The 16887-nt window shown below is 63.8% G+C and carries 17 protein-coding genes; 1 reads left to right on the top strand and 16 read right to left on the bottom strand.

Annotation, left to right across the window (positions count from 1 at the left end; translation table 11 throughout):
• Positions 1–106 precede the first annotated feature (106 nt).
• Complete coding sequence (locus tag EGJ27_RS06335; RefSeq protein ID WP_125829877.1) at positions 107–1003, top strand: LysR family transcriptional regulator; 897 nt, start codon at positions 107–109, stop codon at positions 1001–1003.
• A 28-nt stretch (positions 1004–1031) separates the two neighbouring features.
• On the opposite strand, the gene EGJ27_RS06340 is transcribed toward EGJ27_RS06335, so the two are convergent.
• The 16 genes from EGJ27_RS06340 to EGJ27_RS06415 are packed head-to-tail and all read right to left on the bottom strand — an operon-like array spanning position 1032 to position 16878.
• Positions 1032–1427 carry a hypothetical protein gene (locus EGJ27_RS06340; protein ID WP_256672684.1) on the bottom strand — a complete coding sequence of 132 codons (396 nt, stop codon included), beginning with the start codon at positions 1425–1427 and terminating at the stop codon, positions 1032–1034.
• 29 nt (positions 1428–1456) lie between these two features.
• Positions 1457–2683, bottom strand: a complete 1227-nt coding sequence (locus EGJ27_RS06345) for a beta-ketoacyl-ACP synthase (RefSeq protein ID WP_125829878.1) — start codon at positions 2681–2683, stop codon at positions 1457–1459.
• Positions 2683–3411 carry a 3-oxoacyl-ACP reductase FabG gene (gene fabG / locus EGJ27_RS06350; RefSeq protein WP_125829879.1) on the bottom strand — a complete coding sequence of 243 codons (729 nt, stop codon included), beginning with the start codon at positions 3409–3411 and terminating at the stop codon, positions 2683–2685. Before fabG ends, EGJ27_RS06345 begins: the two co-directional genes overlap by 1 nt.
• On the bottom strand, positions 3408–3863 hold the full coding sequence (locus EGJ27_RS06355; protein WP_125829880.1) for a hotdog family protein: 456 nt from the start codon (positions 3861–3863) through the stop codon (positions 3408–3410). Before EGJ27_RS06355 ends, fabG begins: the two co-directional genes overlap by 4 nt.
• Positions 3860–5056, bottom strand: coding sequence for a beta-ketoacyl-[acyl-carrier-protein] synthase family protein (locus EGJ27_RS06360; protein WP_125829881.1), 1197 nt, complete (start codon positions 5054–5056; stop codon positions 3860–3862). Before EGJ27_RS06360 ends, EGJ27_RS06355 begins: the two co-directional genes overlap by 4 nt.
• Positions 5053–5535, bottom strand: a complete 483-nt coding sequence (locus tag EGJ27_RS06365) for a hypothetical protein (RefSeq protein ID WP_125829882.1) — start codon at positions 5533–5535, stop codon at positions 5053–5055. The genes EGJ27_RS06360 and EGJ27_RS06365 overlap by 4 nt, the downstream gene beginning before the upstream one ends.
• Positions 5532–6275 (bottom strand): class I SAM-dependent methyltransferase, encoded by a 744-nt coding sequence (locus EGJ27_RS06370; RefSeq protein ID WP_125829883.1) that lies wholly within the window; start codon positions 6273–6275, stop codon positions 5532–5534. The genes EGJ27_RS06365 and EGJ27_RS06370 overlap by 4 nt, the downstream gene beginning before the upstream one ends.
• Positions 6272–7519, bottom strand: coding sequence for an NAD(P)/FAD-dependent oxidoreductase (locus EGJ27_RS06375; RefSeq protein ID WP_125829884.1), 1248 nt, complete (start codon positions 7517–7519; stop codon positions 6272–6274). Before EGJ27_RS06375 ends, EGJ27_RS06370 begins: the two co-directional genes overlap by 4 nt.
• Complete coding sequence (locus tag EGJ27_RS06380) at positions 7506–8678, bottom strand: sodium:proton antiporter (RefSeq protein WP_125829885.1); 1173 nt, start codon at positions 8676–8678, stop codon at positions 7506–7508. The genes EGJ27_RS06375 and EGJ27_RS06380 overlap by 14 nt, the downstream gene beginning before the upstream one ends.
• Positions 8675–11005, bottom strand: coding sequence for an MMPL family transporter (locus tag EGJ27_RS06385; RefSeq protein WP_125829886.1), 2331 nt, complete (start codon positions 11003–11005; stop codon positions 8675–8677). The genes EGJ27_RS06380 and EGJ27_RS06385 overlap by 4 nt, the downstream gene beginning before the upstream one ends.
• Positions 10989–11594 (bottom strand): outer membrane lipoprotein carrier protein LolA, encoded by a 606-nt coding sequence (locus EGJ27_RS06390; RefSeq protein ID WP_125829887.1) that lies wholly within the window; start codon positions 11592–11594, stop codon positions 10989–10991. The genes EGJ27_RS06385 and EGJ27_RS06390 overlap by 17 nt, the downstream gene beginning before the upstream one ends.
• Complete coding sequence (locus EGJ27_RS06395; RefSeq protein ID WP_125829888.1) at positions 11591–12016, bottom strand: thioesterase family protein; 426 nt, start codon at positions 12014–12016, stop codon at positions 11591–11593. The genes EGJ27_RS06390 and EGJ27_RS06395 overlap by 4 nt, the downstream gene beginning before the upstream one ends.
• On the bottom strand, positions 12006–13553 hold the full coding sequence (hutH, locus tag EGJ27_RS06400) for a histidine ammonia-lyase (RefSeq protein ID WP_125829889.1): 1548 nt from the start codon (positions 13551–13553) through the stop codon (positions 12006–12008). The genes EGJ27_RS06395 and hutH overlap by 11 nt, the downstream gene beginning before the upstream one ends.
• Complete coding sequence (locus EGJ27_RS06405; RefSeq protein ID WP_125829890.1) at positions 13534–14472, bottom strand: glycosyl transferase; 939 nt, start codon at positions 14470–14472, stop codon at positions 13534–13536. The genes hutH and EGJ27_RS06405 overlap by 20 nt, the downstream gene beginning before the upstream one ends.
• Positions 14472–15203, bottom strand: a complete 732-nt coding sequence (locus tag EGJ27_RS06410; protein ID WP_125829891.1) for a glycosyltransferase family 2 protein — start codon at positions 15201–15203, stop codon at positions 14472–14474. The genes EGJ27_RS06405 and EGJ27_RS06410 overlap by 1 nt, the downstream gene beginning before the upstream one ends.
• Positions 15196–16878: an AMP-binding protein gene (locus tag EGJ27_RS06415; protein ID WP_125829892.1), complete on the bottom strand. Its 1683-nt coding sequence runs from the start codon at positions 16876–16878 to the stop codon at positions 15196–15198. Before EGJ27_RS06415 ends, EGJ27_RS06410 begins: the two co-directional genes overlap by 8 nt.
• Between the last annotated feature and the right edge of the window lie 9 nt (positions 16879–16887).

Below are 16887 nucleotides of genomic sequence, written 5' to 3' on the forward strand. Positions count from 1 at the left end.
CGGAACTGGAGCAGAGCGGAATTGGAAAAGCATATAGCTGACTAATGATCCGATCCAATATATTGTTCGACCTGTTTGATAGGTTAAACGACTCAATGGGAAGCCCATGGAATTGCGCCATTTGCGTTACTTCATCGCCGTTGCCGAAGAGCTGCATTTCGGCCGCGCGGCCAAGGCTCTAGGCATTTCGCAGCCACCGCTCAGCCAACAGATCCAGGCGCTGGAACACCAGTTGGGCGCGCGGTTGTTTGAACGCACCAACCGCCGGGTCGAGTTGAGTGAAGCGGGGCGGCTGTTTCTGGATGAGGCACGGCAGGTATTGGCGCAGGTCGACAAAGCGGCGAATGTTGCCCGGCGCGCGCAGTTAGGCGAGTTGGGCGAGCTGAAGATCGGCTTCACCGCTTCGGCACCTTTCACGTCGAGTATCCCCAAGGCGATCTTCGCGTTTCGCCAGGCTTACCCGGATGTGCATCTGGCGCTCAATGAGATGACCAGTCAGGACGTTGTCGCTTGCCTGGAAGATCAGTCGATTCGTGTCGGCATCATGCGTCCGTTGCCGCTTCCCGAATCGCTGACCGCCGTCGAGCTGCTGCGTGATCCTCTGATGGCGATCATGCGCGCCGATCATCCCCTGGCTCAAGGCAGCGAAAAGGGCCTGTCGCTGTCGGCGCTGGCAAACGAGCCATTCGTGTTCTTCCCGCGCAGCTATGGCAGCGGCTTGCACGCTCAGTTATTGAGCCTGGCGCGGGCGGCCGGTTTCAGCCCCTTGATCACGCAGGAAGCGGGAGAGGTGATGACCATTATCGGCCTGGTTGCGGCAGGGCTTGGGGTGACGGTACTACCTGCGTCCTATCAACGGATGCGGATTGACGGCGTGGTCTACCGGACTTTGCTCGATCCCGGCGCCACCAGCCCGATATGGCTGGCACAGCGCAAGGATGAGCAATCGCCCATGGCCAGAGCGTTTATGGAGTTGGTGACGCGGCATGCCGACGGGTCATGATCCGGTCGGCGAGTGATCGCTTGCGGACTTAGAGCTGCGCAGCCACGCCCAGCTTCTGGAGAATATCGGAGCGCAGGCGGTCGACCCAGCGGTTGTAGTTGCGATGAATCTCGCCGTCCTTGTAGTTCAGGCCGGTGCTGCTGCGATAGTTGATTTCGAAGGTGGTCGCGGTGTAGGGAATATCGATTTCCGCATGATGACGACCGCGCACGGTGATGGCCGCTTTGATCATGCCCGGCCTGGTCGACTGGATGACCCATGTGCGTTCGTTCAGGGAGTTCACGATGGCGCTGCTCATGCGCGCCTCGGTGAAACCGGCTCCTTTTGGAAGGCTTTCCCTGGCGTTATACACCGGCTTGCTGGTGCAACCGCCCAGCACCAGCGCCAGGGTCAGCAGGGCGAGGATACGGTGGATCATTTTCATTCCTGTCACTCCATCAGATAAATCAGGCTTCACTGCCAGCGGCGAAAAATCAGCGAGGTGTTCACACCGCCAAAGGCGAAATTGTTGTTCATCACGAATTCGTTGCTCATACGTCGCGGTTCGCCGACGATGTAGTCCAGTTCGCCGCATTCCGGGTCGATATCATCCAGGTTCAACGTGTGGATGTAGCGATCGGTGTTGAGCATCTGGATGCTGAACCAGGATTCCAGTGCGCCGCAGGCACCCAGGGTGTGGCCCAGGAAACTCTTCTGCGAACTGAGCGGCATGCGCGGGCCGAACAGGGCACTGGTTGCCAGGGTTTCGGCGATATCGCCCTGTTCGGTGGCGGTGCCGTGACCGTTGACGTAGCCGATGGCTTCGGGCGGCAGGTTGGCGTCTTCCAGGGCCAGTTCCATTGCGCGGCGCATGGTGGCCTGCTCCGGTCGGGTGCTGTGGGCGCCATCGGCATTGCTGCCGAAGCCGACGATTTCGGCGTGGATATGCGCACCGCGTGCCAAGGCATGCTCCAGCTCTTCGAGCACCAGCATGCCGCCGCCTTCGCCGATCACCAGGCCATCGCGGCCGCGGTCATAGGGACGCGGGCTGGTATGCGGCGCATCGTTTTTCAGGCTGGTGGCGTAGAGCGCGTCGAACACCATGGCTTCGGTCGGGCACAGTTCTTCAGCGCCACCGGCCAGCATCAGCGGCAGACGACCGAACTTGATCGACTCATAGGCATAGCCGATGCCCTGGCTGCCGCTGGTGCAGGCGCTCGATGTCGGGATCAGGCGCCCGGTCAGGCCGAAGAAAATGCTGATATTGGCGGCGGTGGTGTGCGGCATCATCCGCACGTAAGAATTGGCATTCAGGCCATCGGCCACGGAGTTGAGCAACATGTTGCCGAACGCCTTGATTTCATCGGTGCTGCCGGTGGACGAGCCGCAGGCGGTGCCCATACGGCCGTCGCGGATAATCGGGTCGTTCAGCAGCCCGGCGTCGAGCAGCGCCTGCTCAGAGGCGCCCACCGCCAGACGCGACACCCGGCCCATGCTGCGCAGCTGTTTGCGGGTCCAGTGGGTCGGGACAGCGAAGTCATCGATAGGCCCGGCCAGCCGGGTATTGAGTTCGGTGAAGCGATTCCACTCATCCATGCGCCGAATGCCGCTGCGGCTGGCGCTGAAATTGGCGTCGATACTCGCCCAGTCGCTGCCCAATGACGTGATACCGGACATACCGGTAACAACCACGCGTTTCATCAACACAGACCTCCGTTGACGGCCAGCACCTGGCGGGTGATATAGCCGGCCTCGGCCGACATCAGGAAATTCACCGCGCCGGCCACTTCTTCAGGCGTGCCCATGCGCTGGGCCGGAATCATTTTCATCAGCTCATCCACGGGAACGTTTTCGTCGAGCATTGCGGTGTCGATCAAACCCGGCGCGACGCAGTTGACGGTGATCTTGCGCTTGCCCAGTTCGATGGCCAGCGCCTTCGCGGCACCGATCAGCCCGGCCTTGGACGCGCTGTAGTTGACCTGGCCGCGGTTGCCGATCAGGCCGGAAACCGAGGTGATGCACACGATACGTCCTGCTGCGCGACGGCGGATCATCGGCATGGTCAGCGGATGCAGCACGTTATAGAAACCATCCAGATTGGTCCGCAGCACCTGGTCCCAGTCGTCGTCGCTGAGCGCCGGGAACGCACCATCGCGGGTCAGGCCTGCGTTGAGCACCACGCCGTAATAGGCGCCGTGGGTGTCGACGTCCTCTTCGAGAATCGCCTTGCAGGCGGCACGGTCGGAGACGTCGAATTGCAGCACGCGTGCCTGACGACCCATTTCATGGATCTGCGCCTGTACCGCTTCGGCTTCACTGCGGCCGGTGCGGCAATGCAGGATCAGATCGTATCCGGCGCGGGCCAGGCGCAAGGCGATGGCGCGGCCGATGCCACGGCTGGAGCCTGTGACCAGTATGGATTCAGTCATGCCGGGGCTCCTTCAGCCAGGTAGTCATGCGCATTGGGCGGGCAATATACATTGAGACGGGCAAAAGCCTGAATGTCCGGGCCGCTGAGGTGGCACTCGAATACACCCATGCCGCTGTCGTCCTGCAGCGAACGCATGGCATGGATGGTCAGTTCGCTGCCGGCCGGGAAGTGCGCGACATTGCAATCGAACTTGCGGCTACCCAGCAGAAAGCCCAGTTTGACGGGTTCGCCACGGGTACGCGCCGTGCAGCCGGCGAAGGCTGCGACGCTTTGCGCCATCAGTTCCACGCCGACCCAGGCAGGCAGGCTGCCGTCGGGTTGGTTGAACAGGCCGCCGGGACGGATGGTGACGTGAGTGCGGATCTGTTCTTCATCGAACTCCAGCACCCGGTCGAGCAGAATCATGTCGGCGGCGTGGGGAAGCAGCTCGGCGAGCGGCCAGTCGATCATGGGGCGTCTCCGATAATCAGGCTGATGTTATTGCCACCGAAGGCAAAGGAATTGCTCATCAGGTAACGGGGCGTCCCGGCGGTCAGACGCGCGCCGGGCGCGGTCCAGCCCAGGGTAGGCAATTGCGGGTCGGGCTGGCCGTCCCACAGGTGCGGCGGCAAGGCTCGCTCCAGATTCTGCGGCGCCAGCGTCAGCCAGCAGAACGCAGCCTCCAGCGCGCCGGCCGCGCCCAGGGTGTGGCCGGTGAGCGGTTTGGTCGACGAACAGGGTACCCCGTCAGGGAAGACGTCGTGCACGGCCAGGCTTTCCATTGCATCGTTGAGCGACGTGGCGGTGCCATGCAGATTCAGGTAACCGATTTGCGCGGCAGCGAGGCCGGCGTTGTCCAGCGCCAGCTGCATGGCCGTGCGCGCACCTCGGCCGCTGGGTTCCGGCGCGGAAATGTGGTGCGCATCGCAACTGGCACCGGCGCCCAGCAACGCGATGGAGTGGGTATCACCGGGCTCGCGGGTCATCAGAAACAGCGCTGCCGCTTCGCCGATGTTGATCCCGTCACGGTTGATCGAAAACGGATTGCAGCGCTTGGACGACACCGCTTCCAGCGAGGCAAAGCCGTTGAGGGTCAGTTTGCACAGGCTGTCCACGCCGCCGCACAGCACCGCATCGCACAGCCCCATGTCCAGGGCGCGACGCGCGCTCAACAGGGCACGAGCGCTGGACGTGCAGGCAGTGGAAATCACATAGGAGGGACCGGACAGTTGCAGCCAGTTCGACAGGAAGCTCGCCGGCGCGCCCAGTTCCTGTTGCTGATAGTCGTAATGCTCGGGGAAGGTCTGGTCGCGCACCCAGGTCGCCATGCTGGCGCTGGCTTCGTCGATGCCTGAAGTGCTGGTGCCCAGGATCACGCCGATCCGCGCCGGGCCGTAACGCTCGATGGCCTGGCGAATGGGGGCTTCGATCTGCAATGCGGCGGCCAGCAGCAACTGGTTGTTACGGCTGGCCTGGGATTGCACGGCCACCGGCAGAGGCGGCAGCTCGGCGCTCACGACCCCCACCGGCAGAACGCGCTCGGGCACCCAGCCGGGCTGTTCGAGCATGCCCGAGCTGTCGGCGGCGAACAGCTTGCGCGAGACGGCCTCCAGGCCGCTGCCCAAGGCACAGACAAGGCCCATGGCGTTGAGGTAGGCGGTCATCGGCTCGGCTCGCTGTTGAGCGGCGTGACCTGATAACTCAGGCCGTCCTTGAGCCGCAACGTGAATGCATCGGCGGACTGGTATTCCACCAGCCAGCGGTTTTCCAGGCGACGCTGCATGCCCTGACGCCGGGCAGACGGATAGCGGGCGGCCATCTCGACATCGGAGGACATGGCGAACATCAGCCCTTCGAACAACTCGCGGGCTTCGGGGTTGGGCGGCAGCAGGCCGTCGTTCTGCCAGCGGCCTTCAATCAGCAACTGGCGGGCGAGCGGAATGCCCAGCGGGTCCATCATCGACCAGCGCAGGCCGTTTGCTTCGCGCTGAATGACCAGCAGCCAGTCCTGACGCTGCTCAGCCTGATTGCGCACGATGTGCAGTTGCTTGGGCAATTGCATCTCGGGCGGGTTGCCAGGCAACGGCGATTGGCTGGTGCAGCCGCCGAGCAGCAACAGGATCAGAAACCATACGCGGATCACGACTGTACTTCCTCCGCAGACTGCAGCGGCTTGCGGGCCACGACATTCACCAGTGTTTCCTCGCGCGAGCCGAACGGCTTGGGCTTGCGCAGCTTGAGGCGTTCCAGCAGGCCGAAATCCCGGGACCGGCTCCACCACAGGTAAGGGTAGGAGACATTGCGCGGTGCGAACGTGAAACCCTGGTTTTCGATCATCTGCAGATACTGGGCGGCGCTTTTCTGCACATGCATGGGGTGACGGAACAGCCAGCGGATTACCCAGGTGTCGATGTACGCCTCGGTGGACTCGGCAAACAGCAGATAACCGCCGGGCTTGAGCACCCGATGGAATTCGGCGAGGGCTTTGTCCTGCTCCACCAAATGGTGGAACGTCTGATGGCAGAGCAACAGATCGACGCTGGCGTCCGGCAATTGCAGGGCTGCGCAGTCGCTGCCGATCAATTCGACATCGATGCCCAGTCGCGCCGCTTCTTCAGCGCAAGTGGTCAGGCTGTGCGGATCGGCGTCCACGCCCAGCAGGCGCGACGGCTGGAAAACGCGCATCAGGTGCTGAAACGACTTGCCCTGCCCGCAACCGGCGTCGAGCAGGACCGGCGCTGCCGGTGGCTGGCCGTCGAACAGACTGCGCAGGTCGTCGATCGCCACGCGCAGCACATGGTGCTGCCAGGTGTGGCTGCGCAGGAACCACAGGCCGAAGCGGGTTTCTTCGACATAGCTGGCGCTGAGGAACGGCCGGCTCATGACTGGCTGCTCGAACAGAACTCGGCCAGCGCCCGCAGGCGGCGTCTGGGTTCGCTGACGAAGGGGTTGCGCTCATCCCATGCATAACCGGCCAGGATCGAGCAGATCATGCCGCGTACTTCCGGCTGGCTGTTGTGGTAGTAGATGACGTCCTGGAGCGACCCGTCGTACCAGCCTTCCACATAGGCTCTGAAGGTGGAGACGCCACGCTTGAGCGGAGCGGCGAACTCGGTTTCCCAGTCGACGCTTTCGCCGTTCAACTGACGATTCAGCACACCGGCAGCCATGCTCGCCGACCGCATGGCGATGGTCACGCCCGAGGAAAACACCGGATCGAGGAATTCCGCAGCATTGCCCAGTAGCGCGAAACCTTTGCCGTGCAGGGTCTTGACGTTGGCCGAGTAGCCGCCGATGGTGCGCGCCGGCGTGTCCCAGACGGCGTTTTTCAGCACCTCCTTGAGCTGCGGCGTTTCGTCAATGAAGGCGCGCAGGCATTCGTCCAGATCCTGCGGCTTGTCGGCGAAACGCTCGGCCGAGGCCACCACGCCCAGCGAGCAGCGACCGTTGCTGAACGGAATCGACCAGAACCAGATATCGCTGTGCACCGGATGGCTGCTGATCAGGATTTTCTCGCGGTCGAAAGGCGGGCTCTGGATGTGGTCTTCGATGTGGGTGAACACCGCTTGGCGGACAGGAAACCCGGACGGCGCTTCCAGGTCCAGCAGGCGCGGCAGCACCCGCCCGTAACCGCTGGCATCCAGCACGAAACCGGCTCGCAGGCCGTACTCGCTGCCGTCTTCACGGCGTACCCGCAGCACCGGCTGCGCGCCGTCGAAATCAGCGCTGACGATTTCCTGCCGGTAACGGATTTCCACGCCTTGCAGTTCGGCCTGGTCGGCCAGCAGCTTGTCGAAGTCAGCGCGCTGGACCTGCAGCGTCGTCGGCCGGCCCTTGCTGAAGGTTTCGCCGAAATCGAAGGCGCTGTACTGCTCGCCACGGGCAAAGGCGGCGCCGTTCTTCTTCTGGAAACCGGCCGCTTCCACGGCTTCGAGCATGCCCGCTTCGTCGATGAAATCCAGGCAATGGGCGAGCAGGCTTTCGCCGATGGAAAAACGCGGGAACAGCTGGCGCTCGATAATCAGGACGTCGTGGCCCTGGCGCTTGAGCAGCGCAGCGGCGATGGCGCCGGACGGGCCTGCGCCGATGACGACGACCTGGCGACTTTCCATATCAGTGGTGAGCACAAGAATTCCTTACTGGTTTCGCTTCAACGAGAGGTGATGGCTTGGGTTGACGGCCCATGCCCAGCAGTGCGGGCATCAGCGTGGCCAGCAGGCTCATGAGCATCAGCGCGAAGTACAGCGCCGGGCTGATGAGCTGCTGTTGCAGCAACAGGTTGAGAAACACGATCTCGCTCAGGCCGCGGATGTTCAGCAGCACGCTTTCCCGCCAGCGGGAAGCGCCGGGAAATGAAGGCGGTGCCCAATACAGGCCCAGCCAGTTGCCCAACAGTTTGCTGGCAATGGGCAGCACCACCAGCGCCGCCAGCTGCCCGCCGCTCAGGCTGTCGATGGCGCTGTGCACGTCGATTTGCACCACGCCGAAGGTCAAGAGCAGCGGAATCGCCAGTTGGTTCTGCACACGCTGGAACAGCGCAGGCGGCAGCGGAGACACCCACGCCTGTTTCAGGCGCGCCATGCACAGCAGATAGCCGATGCCGAAAATCAGCGCGTTGAGCCGGTAATGTTCGGCCACCACCAGCAAGCCGAAGAACGTCAGGCTGTAGAGCAATGGCTGACGCAGGCGCAAAAGGCGGAACAGCAGCGGCACGCAGGCGCCCAGTAACGGCAGCAACAGCGCGGTGAGGTTCAGGCTGCCTTGTGCCAGGCCGAACAGGCTCCAGCAGGCCAGATCGATGAGAATCGCGGTCTGCACCAGACGCCGGGTGGCGGCCGGCGGGTAGTCAATGTGATGCAGGTACAGGTACAGCACCGGGATGGCGGTGATCGCGAACACCAGGCCCAGCGCCAGCGAACTTATCCACAGCTGGTCCGGCAAAAACACCAGTGCGCAGCCGATGCCTGCGATGAACGGCAGCAGAAAGCTTGGCAGCGCGATCTTCAGACTCTGTCGGTCCAGCCGGACATCGATGACGTCGCTGAGGATGTGGCCCAGCACGATGGCGAACGCCACGCCGTACAAGGCCCTGAGCCAGACCGGCGAGACCAGTTGCGCGCCGCTCAGTTGCCAGTAAGGCTCGACCCAGAACAGCATCAGCAGCGGCAGGCCGAAGGTCGCCAGCAGCAACTGGCTGACAATGGGAATCAGGCCCAGCCTGCGACCTGCCCAGGTCGCGAGGCCGAACAGCAACAGAATCAGGACCCAGAACGCCAGTGTGGTCATGGCCGCGGCTCCGCTTGATGCGGTGTGGGGCTGGCCCATGGCGCGAGCATGAAGCTGAACGCCAGGCCCAGACTGACCGATAGCCCGAAGTTGCTGATGGCCGGTGTACTGGACAGCGCCAGCAGCCCGAACGACAGCCAGGTGGTGATCGCAGCCAGCAAGGTGCCGAGCAGGCTCACTGCCGCGCCGCCGACCTGTTCGCGCATGAGAATGGCGTAGTCGACACTGATGGCCGTTACCAGCAACAGGCCGAACAGGCTGAACAGGGTCAGCGGCTGACCCAGCCAGCCCAGGCTCGCCAGGCTGCACAGCGCCGCCAGCAACGGCAGCGCCACAATGCGCAGCGCGCCATTGAGGCCGAATGGCGCGATCAGCAACAACACGATCAACACACAGGACGCCAGTTTCAATTCGGCGGCGCTGATCTGGGTCTTGGCAAACACCTCGTTGAGCTGGCCAAGGCGGTCGACCAGTTGCACGCCTTCCAGGCCGGTCGCCTGAACGCTCAACAAGGCCGGACTGCTCAGCCCGCGCAGACTGACGATACTCGCCACGCCGTCAGGAGTGTTGCCCAGCCAGAGCGTGCGCCAGGGTTCGCTCAGCGGACCACTCAACGCCATGTCGATATCCTGCGTCGGCAGCGCCTGCAATCGGCTCAGTTCCACCTGCAATGCGCTGGCCGGTACGCCGAGCCGGGTCAATGGCTGCCAGTGCGCGGCCAGTTTGCCGAGGGCCTCGCGAGTGGCTTGCTGGTCGGCGGGGGACGCCAGCAATTGGCTGATCGACATATAACCTTGCAGCTTGTCCATGCTCACCAGTTGATCCAGGCGCTGAATCAGCGCGGCCTGACGGTCCAGCAGTTGCTGCTGATCCTGGCCGCGCACCAGAAAGAACTGGCTGGTGGGCTGATAGCCGGTGATCCGCGCGATGGCCTGGGCTTCATCGGTCAATGCCTGAGGTGCGCTCACCCATTGGCGGATGTCGTTCCTGGTCGTCAGCTGCCACAGGCCGGACGCGCAGAATGCGATCAACAGCGCCAGCAGCACCGGTGTCTTGATGCGTTGCAGCAATTTCATGCGCCAGTCGAGCATCCGTTGCGCCACATGCAGCGGCCACTGCGCCGGGCGCAACTGCACTTTGTCGAGCAGCGCGGGCAGCAGGCACACCGCCGTCAGATAGGCGCCGATCAAGCCCGCAGCAGAGAACACGGCAATCTGGGTGAGGGCCGGAAAGGGCGTCCAGGCAAGGGCCAGATAGCCGATGCAGCTGGTGATCAGGCTCAGGCTCAGGCCCGGCAGCGTCAGGCGCAAGGCCGGCCAGCTGCGCCAGGACTTCAGGCTCCAGCTCTTGGACAGGTAATGCAGCGGGTAGTCCACGGCCACGCCGATCAGGCTCGAACCCAGCACCAGGGTCATGACATGCATGCTGCCGAACAGCGCCACGCAGGCCACCGCACCGAACAGCATGCCCACCAGCACCGGGACGAACGCCAGCAGCACGCTCCAGCGGCGGAACGCCAGCAGCAACAGCAACAGGATGCCGACGGTGGCGCCGCCGCCGACCCAGGTGATCTCCCGGCTGGCCTGTTTCTGGCCGTCGGCGGCGTACAGCAGGCCGCTGGCGGCGAGCAGTTGGCCGCCGGCCTGACTGGCTTGCCCGCGCGCGGTGTCCAGCAGGGCGGCGACCTGAAGCGGAAGATTCATGTCAAAGGCGTCGGCCTTGGTGCGTGAACGCAGCAGTACCCAGCTTTTGTCATCGGCGCTGGCGATCAGCGCGCCGCTGGACAGGTCCGGCTCGACCGAACCCTGTTTGGGCAAGCCATTCTGGATACGACCGGTCAGGCCCAGCCAGTCATCCTGGCCCGGCACGAGGCTGAAGCCGGCAAACGGATCGAACAGGGTTTGCACGCGCTGTTCGATGAACGCCTGCGGATTGTCCCGCAGTTGATCACGGTCCGCGTCGGGCAGCATGGCGATGCGGCCCTGCAACAGTTGAGTGCGCAGGGCCGGAAGGTCCGCTTGCAGGCTCCACTGCACCTTGTCGAACAGCCCGCTGCTTTGCCATTGCTCGGCCAGCTGCCGCGCCAGCTCGATGGCGCGCTGGCGATCCGCATGCCCCACCAGCACCAGCATTTCCCGATTGAGCGGCTCCTGCATGCGCTTTTCGGCACTCAGGGCCAGTTCATCGGTCTGGGTGCCGGGCACCAGTTCCATGAGGTTGGCCGATAACGGCGAGCGGTCGTGCCACTGCCAGCCGGCCAGGGCCATGACGCCCAGCAGGATCAGCAGGAACAGGCGTGGCAGCAGGCGCTCAGTTTGCAAAGTCATTGCGCTGTGCGTCGCTTAGAGTGGCCGCGGCACTGCTGTCGGTCATCTTCAAGACCGTGCTGTCGCCCTGGGTTTCCAGCAGCTCGATGCGCTGCACCAGTTGGCCACCCTCGATATTGATTTGCCTGAACACCTGTTGCAGAAACAAGGAGCGCGGCACCAGCCGAAGTTGCCAGGCATCGGCGCTGCCCGTGAGGCTCAGCTCGAAATCCCGTTGCAGGCCGCTGCTGTCGCCTTGCAGTACCGCCAGGAACAGACGGTTCTGCTCGGCACCGGCGCTCTTGCCGGGCAGCATTTTCCAGCCCGCCTGTGCGTCTCGGCGGGCAATGCCGTCGCTGGTGATGCGGTAGTCCTGACGCAAGGGCGTTTCCAGCAACCACAGCAGCCCCAATTCCCTGGCGAGGACGAATTTGCCCTTGCTGATCAGCGGCTGGGGCAGGGCGCGCAGGTGTTTTTCCTGAACGAAACCGCCACGCACCACGGCGGGCCGGGCCAGTTGTTCGCTCAGTTGGGTCAGGTCGAAAGCCTGGGCCATGGATGACAGGCAAGCCAGCCCCAGCAGGCACAGGGCACGCAGTGCAGTATTCATGAGAGCGCCTTTTGTACGGCTTCGATGAAAACCGGTGGCGAAGCCAGCTGCATCTCGCGGGTATGTTTATCGACCGCCACCTGCACGGTGCTGGCGCGGGTCAGGCGTTCGCCGGTCGCGGCATCGGTGATCAGGTAATTGATCTTCAGGCGGTTTTCCCACTCCACCAGACTGGCGCGCACATTCAGCTTCTGGCCGAACACCGCGCTGCGCACGTAACGCAATTGAAGATCGATGACCGGCCAGCCATACCCCGATTCCAGCATCTGGTTGTAGTTGTGGCCGATATGGTCCAGCAACGCACAGCGGGCGACTTCCAGGTATTTCACGTAATGGCCATGCCAGACGATGTTCATGGAGTCGACATCGAAAAACGGCACCACGATTTCGGTGTCCAGGTGCAGCGATCCCTTACTGCGCATGCAGCCTCCAATGGCGATTGGCGATGAGGGTCAGGCACAGGCGCAATTCGCTTTCCAGTGCGCGATCTTCGATGACCGGGGGGAAATCCTTGCCCAGTTCGTCATGCATGGCGGCCAGCGCGGGCGGCAGGGCACGTGCGTCGGCAACCCGGGAACGCAGCCATACGCCCTGGTTGGCGGCGATCAGGGTGGCGGCGGCGACCTGCTCGGTCAACTCCAGCACGCGGATCGCGTCCCGGGCGGCGATGGTGCCCATGCTCACCTTGTCCTGGTTGTGGCATTCGGTGGAGCGGGAAAACACGCTGGCCGGCATGGTGTTTTTCAAGGCTTCGGCGGTCCAGGCGCTGGCGCCGATCTGAACCGCCTTGAAGCCGTGGTTGAGCATTGCCCGCTCGGCGCTGGCGCCGGACAGGTTGCTCGGCAGGCCATGGTTGTAGCGTTCGTCGACCAGCAGGGCCAGTTGCCGGTCCAGCAGGTCGGCGACGTTGGCGACCAGATTCTTCAGGCTGTCCATGGCAAAGGCGATGTGCCCGCCGTAGAAATGCCCACCGTGCAGCACGCGTTCAGCCTCGGCGTCGATGATCGGGTTGTCGTTGGCGCTGTTGAGTTCGGTTTCGATGAACGAACGCAGCCAGTCCAGGCTGTCGGCCAGAACGCCCAGAACGTGGGGTGCGCAGCGCAGCGAGTAACGGTCTTGCAAACGGTGCAGTGGCGCGGTCGGGGCGTCGATGGCCAGATCCTGGCGCAACCAGGCCGCCACACGCATCTGGCCGGGATGCGGCTTGGCGGCGAACAGGCGTTCGTCGAAATGCTCCGGATTGCCTTGCAGCGCCACCACGTTGAGCGCGGTGATGCGGGTCGCCAGTTGCAGCAGGTAGTCGGCACGGGAAAACGCCAGGCATGCCAGGCCGGTCATCACTGCGGTACCGTTCATCAACGCCAGCGCCTCCTTGGGGCGCAACACCAGTGGCGTCCAGCCCAGCTCGCGATGCACATCGGCGGCCTCGCGACGTTCGCCGTTGAACATCACTTCACGCTCGCCGGACAGGGTCGCCGCCACGTAGGACAGCGGCGTCAGGTCGCCACTGGCGCCCACCGAGCCTTCTTCCGGGATCAGCGGCAGTACGTCGTACTCAAGGAAGGCTTGCAGGCGTTCGAGCAACTCGACACGCACCCCGGAAACGCCGTGGCACAGCGACTGCAAACGCGCCGCCAGTACCGCGCGGGTGGCCTGGGCATCGAGCAGCTTGCCCAGCCCGCAACCGTGAAAGGTATACAGATGACGCGGCAGCGCTTCGACGTGCTGCATCGGCACCGCCACCACGCAGGAATCGCCATAGCCGGTGGTGACGCCGTAGATCACGCCTTCCTTGTCCAGCAGGGAGTCGAGGAATCGTGCGCCCTTGGCGATACGCTCGCGAAATGCTGCGTCGTCTTGCAGCGTGGCAGGCGTCTGGCGGTCGGCCAGGGCACGCACGTCTTCGATGCGCAGCGCGCGTTCGCCGAAAATGATCGGCTCAGAGACTTGATTCGTCATCGGACTTCCAGAATGGATAGAAATTGAACCACTGCTGCGGCGCTTCCAGGCAGTAGTGGCCCAGGCGGTCGGCAAAGCGGCCTGCCCAGTGGGCGATAACCTGTGCGCGGTCGCTGCGGCGCCATTCGATGGCGTCGGCGAACGGTTCGAGCACCACGCGGTAACCCTTCGGGCCTTTCAGACAGAAAAACAGATTGACCGGGCACTTGAGCAAACCGGCCAGCAGCCACGGGCCTTGAGGGAAATTCGCCGGCGCGCCGAGAAAATCGACTCGCACGTTGCGCCCGCCATGCAGCGGTACTCGATCACCGGCAATCGCCAGCCATTCGCCCTTATCCAGGCGCTGGCTCAGTTGCAACATGATGGCCGGGTCCAGTTCACTGACCTGCACCAGCCGCAGGTTGGTCGCGCCGGCCTCGCCCAGCAGGCGATTGAACCGTTCGGCATGCTTGGTATGGACCAGCACGTTCATGGTGACTTTTTCGCCCAGCTCGGCCAGTGCCCGGCAGACTTCCAGATTGCCCAGGTGCGCACCGACCAGCAGCTGGCCGCGCTCGCCGCGCAACTGTTGGCGCAGTTGGGCCGGATCGATGATCTCGATCCGCTCGATCCCCAGCTTGCCGTTCCACACATCAAGCTTGTCCAGCAGCGCGTCGGCGAAGGCCATGAACTGGCCGAATACCCGCCACTGAGTAGGCCGCAATTCGGGCTTGCCGCTCCAGCTCGCCAGCCGCTGCTGGTATTCGTGAATGCTGCGTCTGGCGCGGCGGCCGAACAGGAAGAAGTACAGGACGATGCCGTACAACACCGGGCTGAGCAGGCGTCGCCCCAGTACCCGCACGCCCCAGGCGGTAAGTTTCATCAGCAGGAAACTGCCGCGCTCCTCGTGCTCGGCCCAGTGCTTCTGTTGATCGCTCATCAGCGCCACCGACGCCAGAGGATCACCGGCAGGCGCAGCAGCATTCCGAAGAACAGCTTGGCGTGCATCTTGGAAATCAGTGCGTTGTCGTGGAACAGGCGGAAGTGCGAAAGGCCGTCCTGCGGGTAATGCACGCGGGTCGGCAACCACTGCATCGGTTGCCGCCGCCAGGCCAGGCGCACGAGGATCTCCGGATCGAAGTCCATGCGCGTGCCCAGGCGCGCGCTATCGATGAGTTTGACCACCGGTGGCAGCGGATAGACCCGAAACCCGCACATCGAATCGCGGATCTGCAGCGACAGGCTGTTGATCCATACCCAGACGTGGGTCAGATAGCGGGCGTAGAGCCGGCCCTTGGGCACGCTTTCATCGTATTGCGGATAGCCGCAGATCAGTGCCTCGGGGTACTGGCGGGAGCGGTCGAGGAATACCGCGACATCCTGCAGGTCGTGCTGGCCGTCGGCATCGACCTGCAACGCATGGCTGAAGCCCAGCCGCGCCGCCTGCCGAAACCCGGCCATGACCGCACCGCCTTTGCCCTGATTGACCGGCAGGCAGACCAGATAGACATGCGGGGCCTGAGCCAGCTCCCGCAGAACCCTGGCGCATGCCGGGCTGCTGGCGTCGTCGACCAGAATACAGGGCAGGCCGGCGGCGCGCAGGGCATCGACCACAGCGGGAACCGCCAGCTCGTGATCAAAAACCGGGATCACTGCACATGGGTTATGCATGGGCAGCCTCCAGCACAATGCGGCCGCTGGAGCAGGCGGCCTGCCCGGCATTCTTGAAGATAAAGTGCAGTTTGCTGCGCGCCGCGTCGAAACGTAGCGTCAGGCTGAGCCCGTCGCCGGGACGCACCAACTGCTGGAACTTCAAGACTTCCATTCCGGCGAACGACGGCGGCAGGTCGAGCAGGCGCTGACCGAGCTGCATGGCCCAGTCGACCTGCACGACGCCGGGCAACACCGGCGCCTTGGGGAAGTGGCCGCTGAAAAACGCGAGGTCCGGCGGGACCATCAGCTTCAGGTGCAGCTCGTCTTCGATCCACTGCTGGTCGAGAATTTCCGGCAAGCGCGGGCGAGGCGCCAGTAACAATGCCTGGACCTGCGCCTGGGGCAGCTTGCCTTGGGCATTGAGCGGCAGTTGTCGCAACAGGCGCCAGCGCCGTGGCAGGGCAATGGGGTCGCAATGCGGGCGCAGATGTGCGCGCAGGGTTTCGGTCAGGGTACGCCGGCCATGCAGACACAGCGCGCGCAGGCCGATGTCACTGAGCACGACCAGCGCGCCCAGCGATGCACGTTTTTCCTGCACCACGCCCAGCCGCGCTTCACTGATCCATTCATGCGCCTGCAACGCCTGCTCCACCAGCGGCAGGGCGATGCGTTTTTCTTCCAGCTTGACGATGCGGTCCAGGCGGCCCAGCAGTTCGAAACGGCCCGATTCATCAATGCGCGCAGCGTCGGCGGTCTGCTCGACGTGGCCGGGCGGCATGTAAGGCGAGCTGATGCGCAGCGCGCCGTCGCTGCTCTGGTCCAGTTCTACACCTGCGAATGCCTGCCACAGCTCTTGGCCCTGGCGCCAGGCGATACCGCCGGTTTCCGAACTGCCGAGGATTTCCGTGGGCCATTGGCCGAGTCGTCGTTGCAGGCTGGCCGCCGCTTCGGCGGGCAACGCCCCGCCCGAGGAAAATACCCGGCGTACCGCGCTCAGGGCGGGCCAGTCCAGGTTGTCACCCATGCGCTTGAGCAGTGCAGGGCTGGCAACCCAGGCGAACGATGAGTGTTCACTACTGGCGCGCTGTAATTCTTCGGCGAACGGCAGCTGCCTGCGCAGAAATGGACGACCCGCGCACAGCGGCCACAGCACGCGGAACAGCAGACCATAGATATGCTGGGCCGCCACGCTGCCGATGATGCACGCCGAGCCAAGCTCCGCACCCCACAGCTGTTCCAGCGCGTTGACTTCATTGGCCAGTTGGCGCAGACGCTTTTCGATCAATTTAGGCTCGCCGCTGGAGCCTGAAGTACACAGGCCCAGTCGGCATTCGTCCAGATCCAGCGCGGCCGGCGACAGAGGCAAGGCGAAAAGGTCGGCCAACTGCGCATCACCCGGCTGGTCGGTCAGCCACAGGTCGACCTGTCCGGCCCAGCGCTGGCGGGTATGGCCTTGCAGGTCCGCAGTCAGCAGTACGCTGACGCCCGCCCGCCATGCGCCAAACAGGGCAATGGCCAGTTCGCCGGCGTCTTCCAGATGCACGGCCAGGCGCTTGATGCCTTGCGCCTGCAGGCCTGCCGCCACGCTCAGCGCATGTTCGCAGAACTGCGTGTGGTTCAGCTCAGGGGCTTGGGTCAGCTGCCGAGCCTCGCGGGCCTCGAGCAGCAGGTTTTCCAGGTTCAACCAGTTCATGCAATCCCT

This window comes from Pseudomonas sp. v388 (assembly GCF_003935425.1).
Taxonomy (GTDB): domain Bacteria; phylum Pseudomonadota; class Gammaproteobacteria; order Pseudomonadales; family Pseudomonadaceae; genus Aquipseudomonas.

Coding starts and splice junctions, on each gene's coding strand:
- fabG (WP_125829879.1), bottom strand. CDS start 3,411: ATGACTGAATCCATACTGGTCACAGGCTCCAGCCGTGGCATCGGCCGC.
- EGJ27_RS06410 (WP_125829891.1), bottom strand. CDS start 15,203: ATGCATAACCCATGTGCAGTGATCCCGGTTTTTGATCACGAGCTGGCG.
- EGJ27_RS06355 (WP_125829880.1), bottom strand. CDS start 3,863: ATGATCGACTGGCCGCTCGCCGAGCTGCTTCCCCACGCCGCCGACATG.
- EGJ27_RS06415 (WP_125829892.1), bottom strand. CDS start 16,878: ATGAACTGGTTGAACCTGGAAAACCTGCTGCTCGAGGCCCGCGAGGCT.
- EGJ27_RS06395 (WP_125829888.1), bottom strand. CDS start 12,016: ATGCGCAGTAAGGGATCGCTGCACCTGGACACCGAAATCGTGGTGCCG.
- EGJ27_RS06405 (WP_125829890.1), bottom strand. CDS start 14,472: ATGAGCGATCAACAGAAGCACTGGGCCGAGCACGAGGAGCGCGGCAGT.
- EGJ27_RS06340 (WP_256672684.1), bottom strand. CDS start 1,427: ATGAAAATGATCCACCGTATCCTCGCCCTGCTGACCCTGGCGCTGGTG.
- EGJ27_RS06360 (WP_125829881.1), bottom strand. CDS start 5,056: ATGACCGCCTACCTCAACGCCATGGGCCTTGTCTGTGCCTTGGGCAGC.
- EGJ27_RS06345 (WP_125829878.1), bottom strand. CDS start 2,683: ATGAAACGCGTGGTTGTTACCGGTATGTCCGGTATCACGTCATTGGGC.
- EGJ27_RS06380 (WP_125829885.1), bottom strand. CDS start 8,678: ATGACCACACTGGCGTTCTGGGTCCTGATTCTGTTGCTGTTCGGCCTC.
- EGJ27_RS06390 (WP_125829887.1), bottom strand. CDS start 11,594: ATGAATACTGCACTGCGTGCCCTGTGCCTGCTGGGGCTGGCTTGCCTG.
- EGJ27_RS06370 (WP_125829883.1), bottom strand. CDS start 6,275: ATGAGCCGGCCGTTCCTCAGCGCCAGCTATGTCGAAGAAACCCGCTTC.
- hutH (WP_125829889.1), bottom strand. CDS start 13,553: ATGACGAATCAAGTCTCTGAGCCGATCATTTTCGGCGAACGCGCGCTG.
- EGJ27_RS06335 (WP_125829877.1), top strand. CDS start 107: ATGGAATTGCGCCATTTGCGTTACTTCATCGCCGTTGCCGAAGAGCTG.
- EGJ27_RS06385 (WP_125829886.1), bottom strand. CDS start 11,005: ATGACTTTGCAAACTGAGCGCCTGCTGCCACGCCTGTTCCTGCTGATC.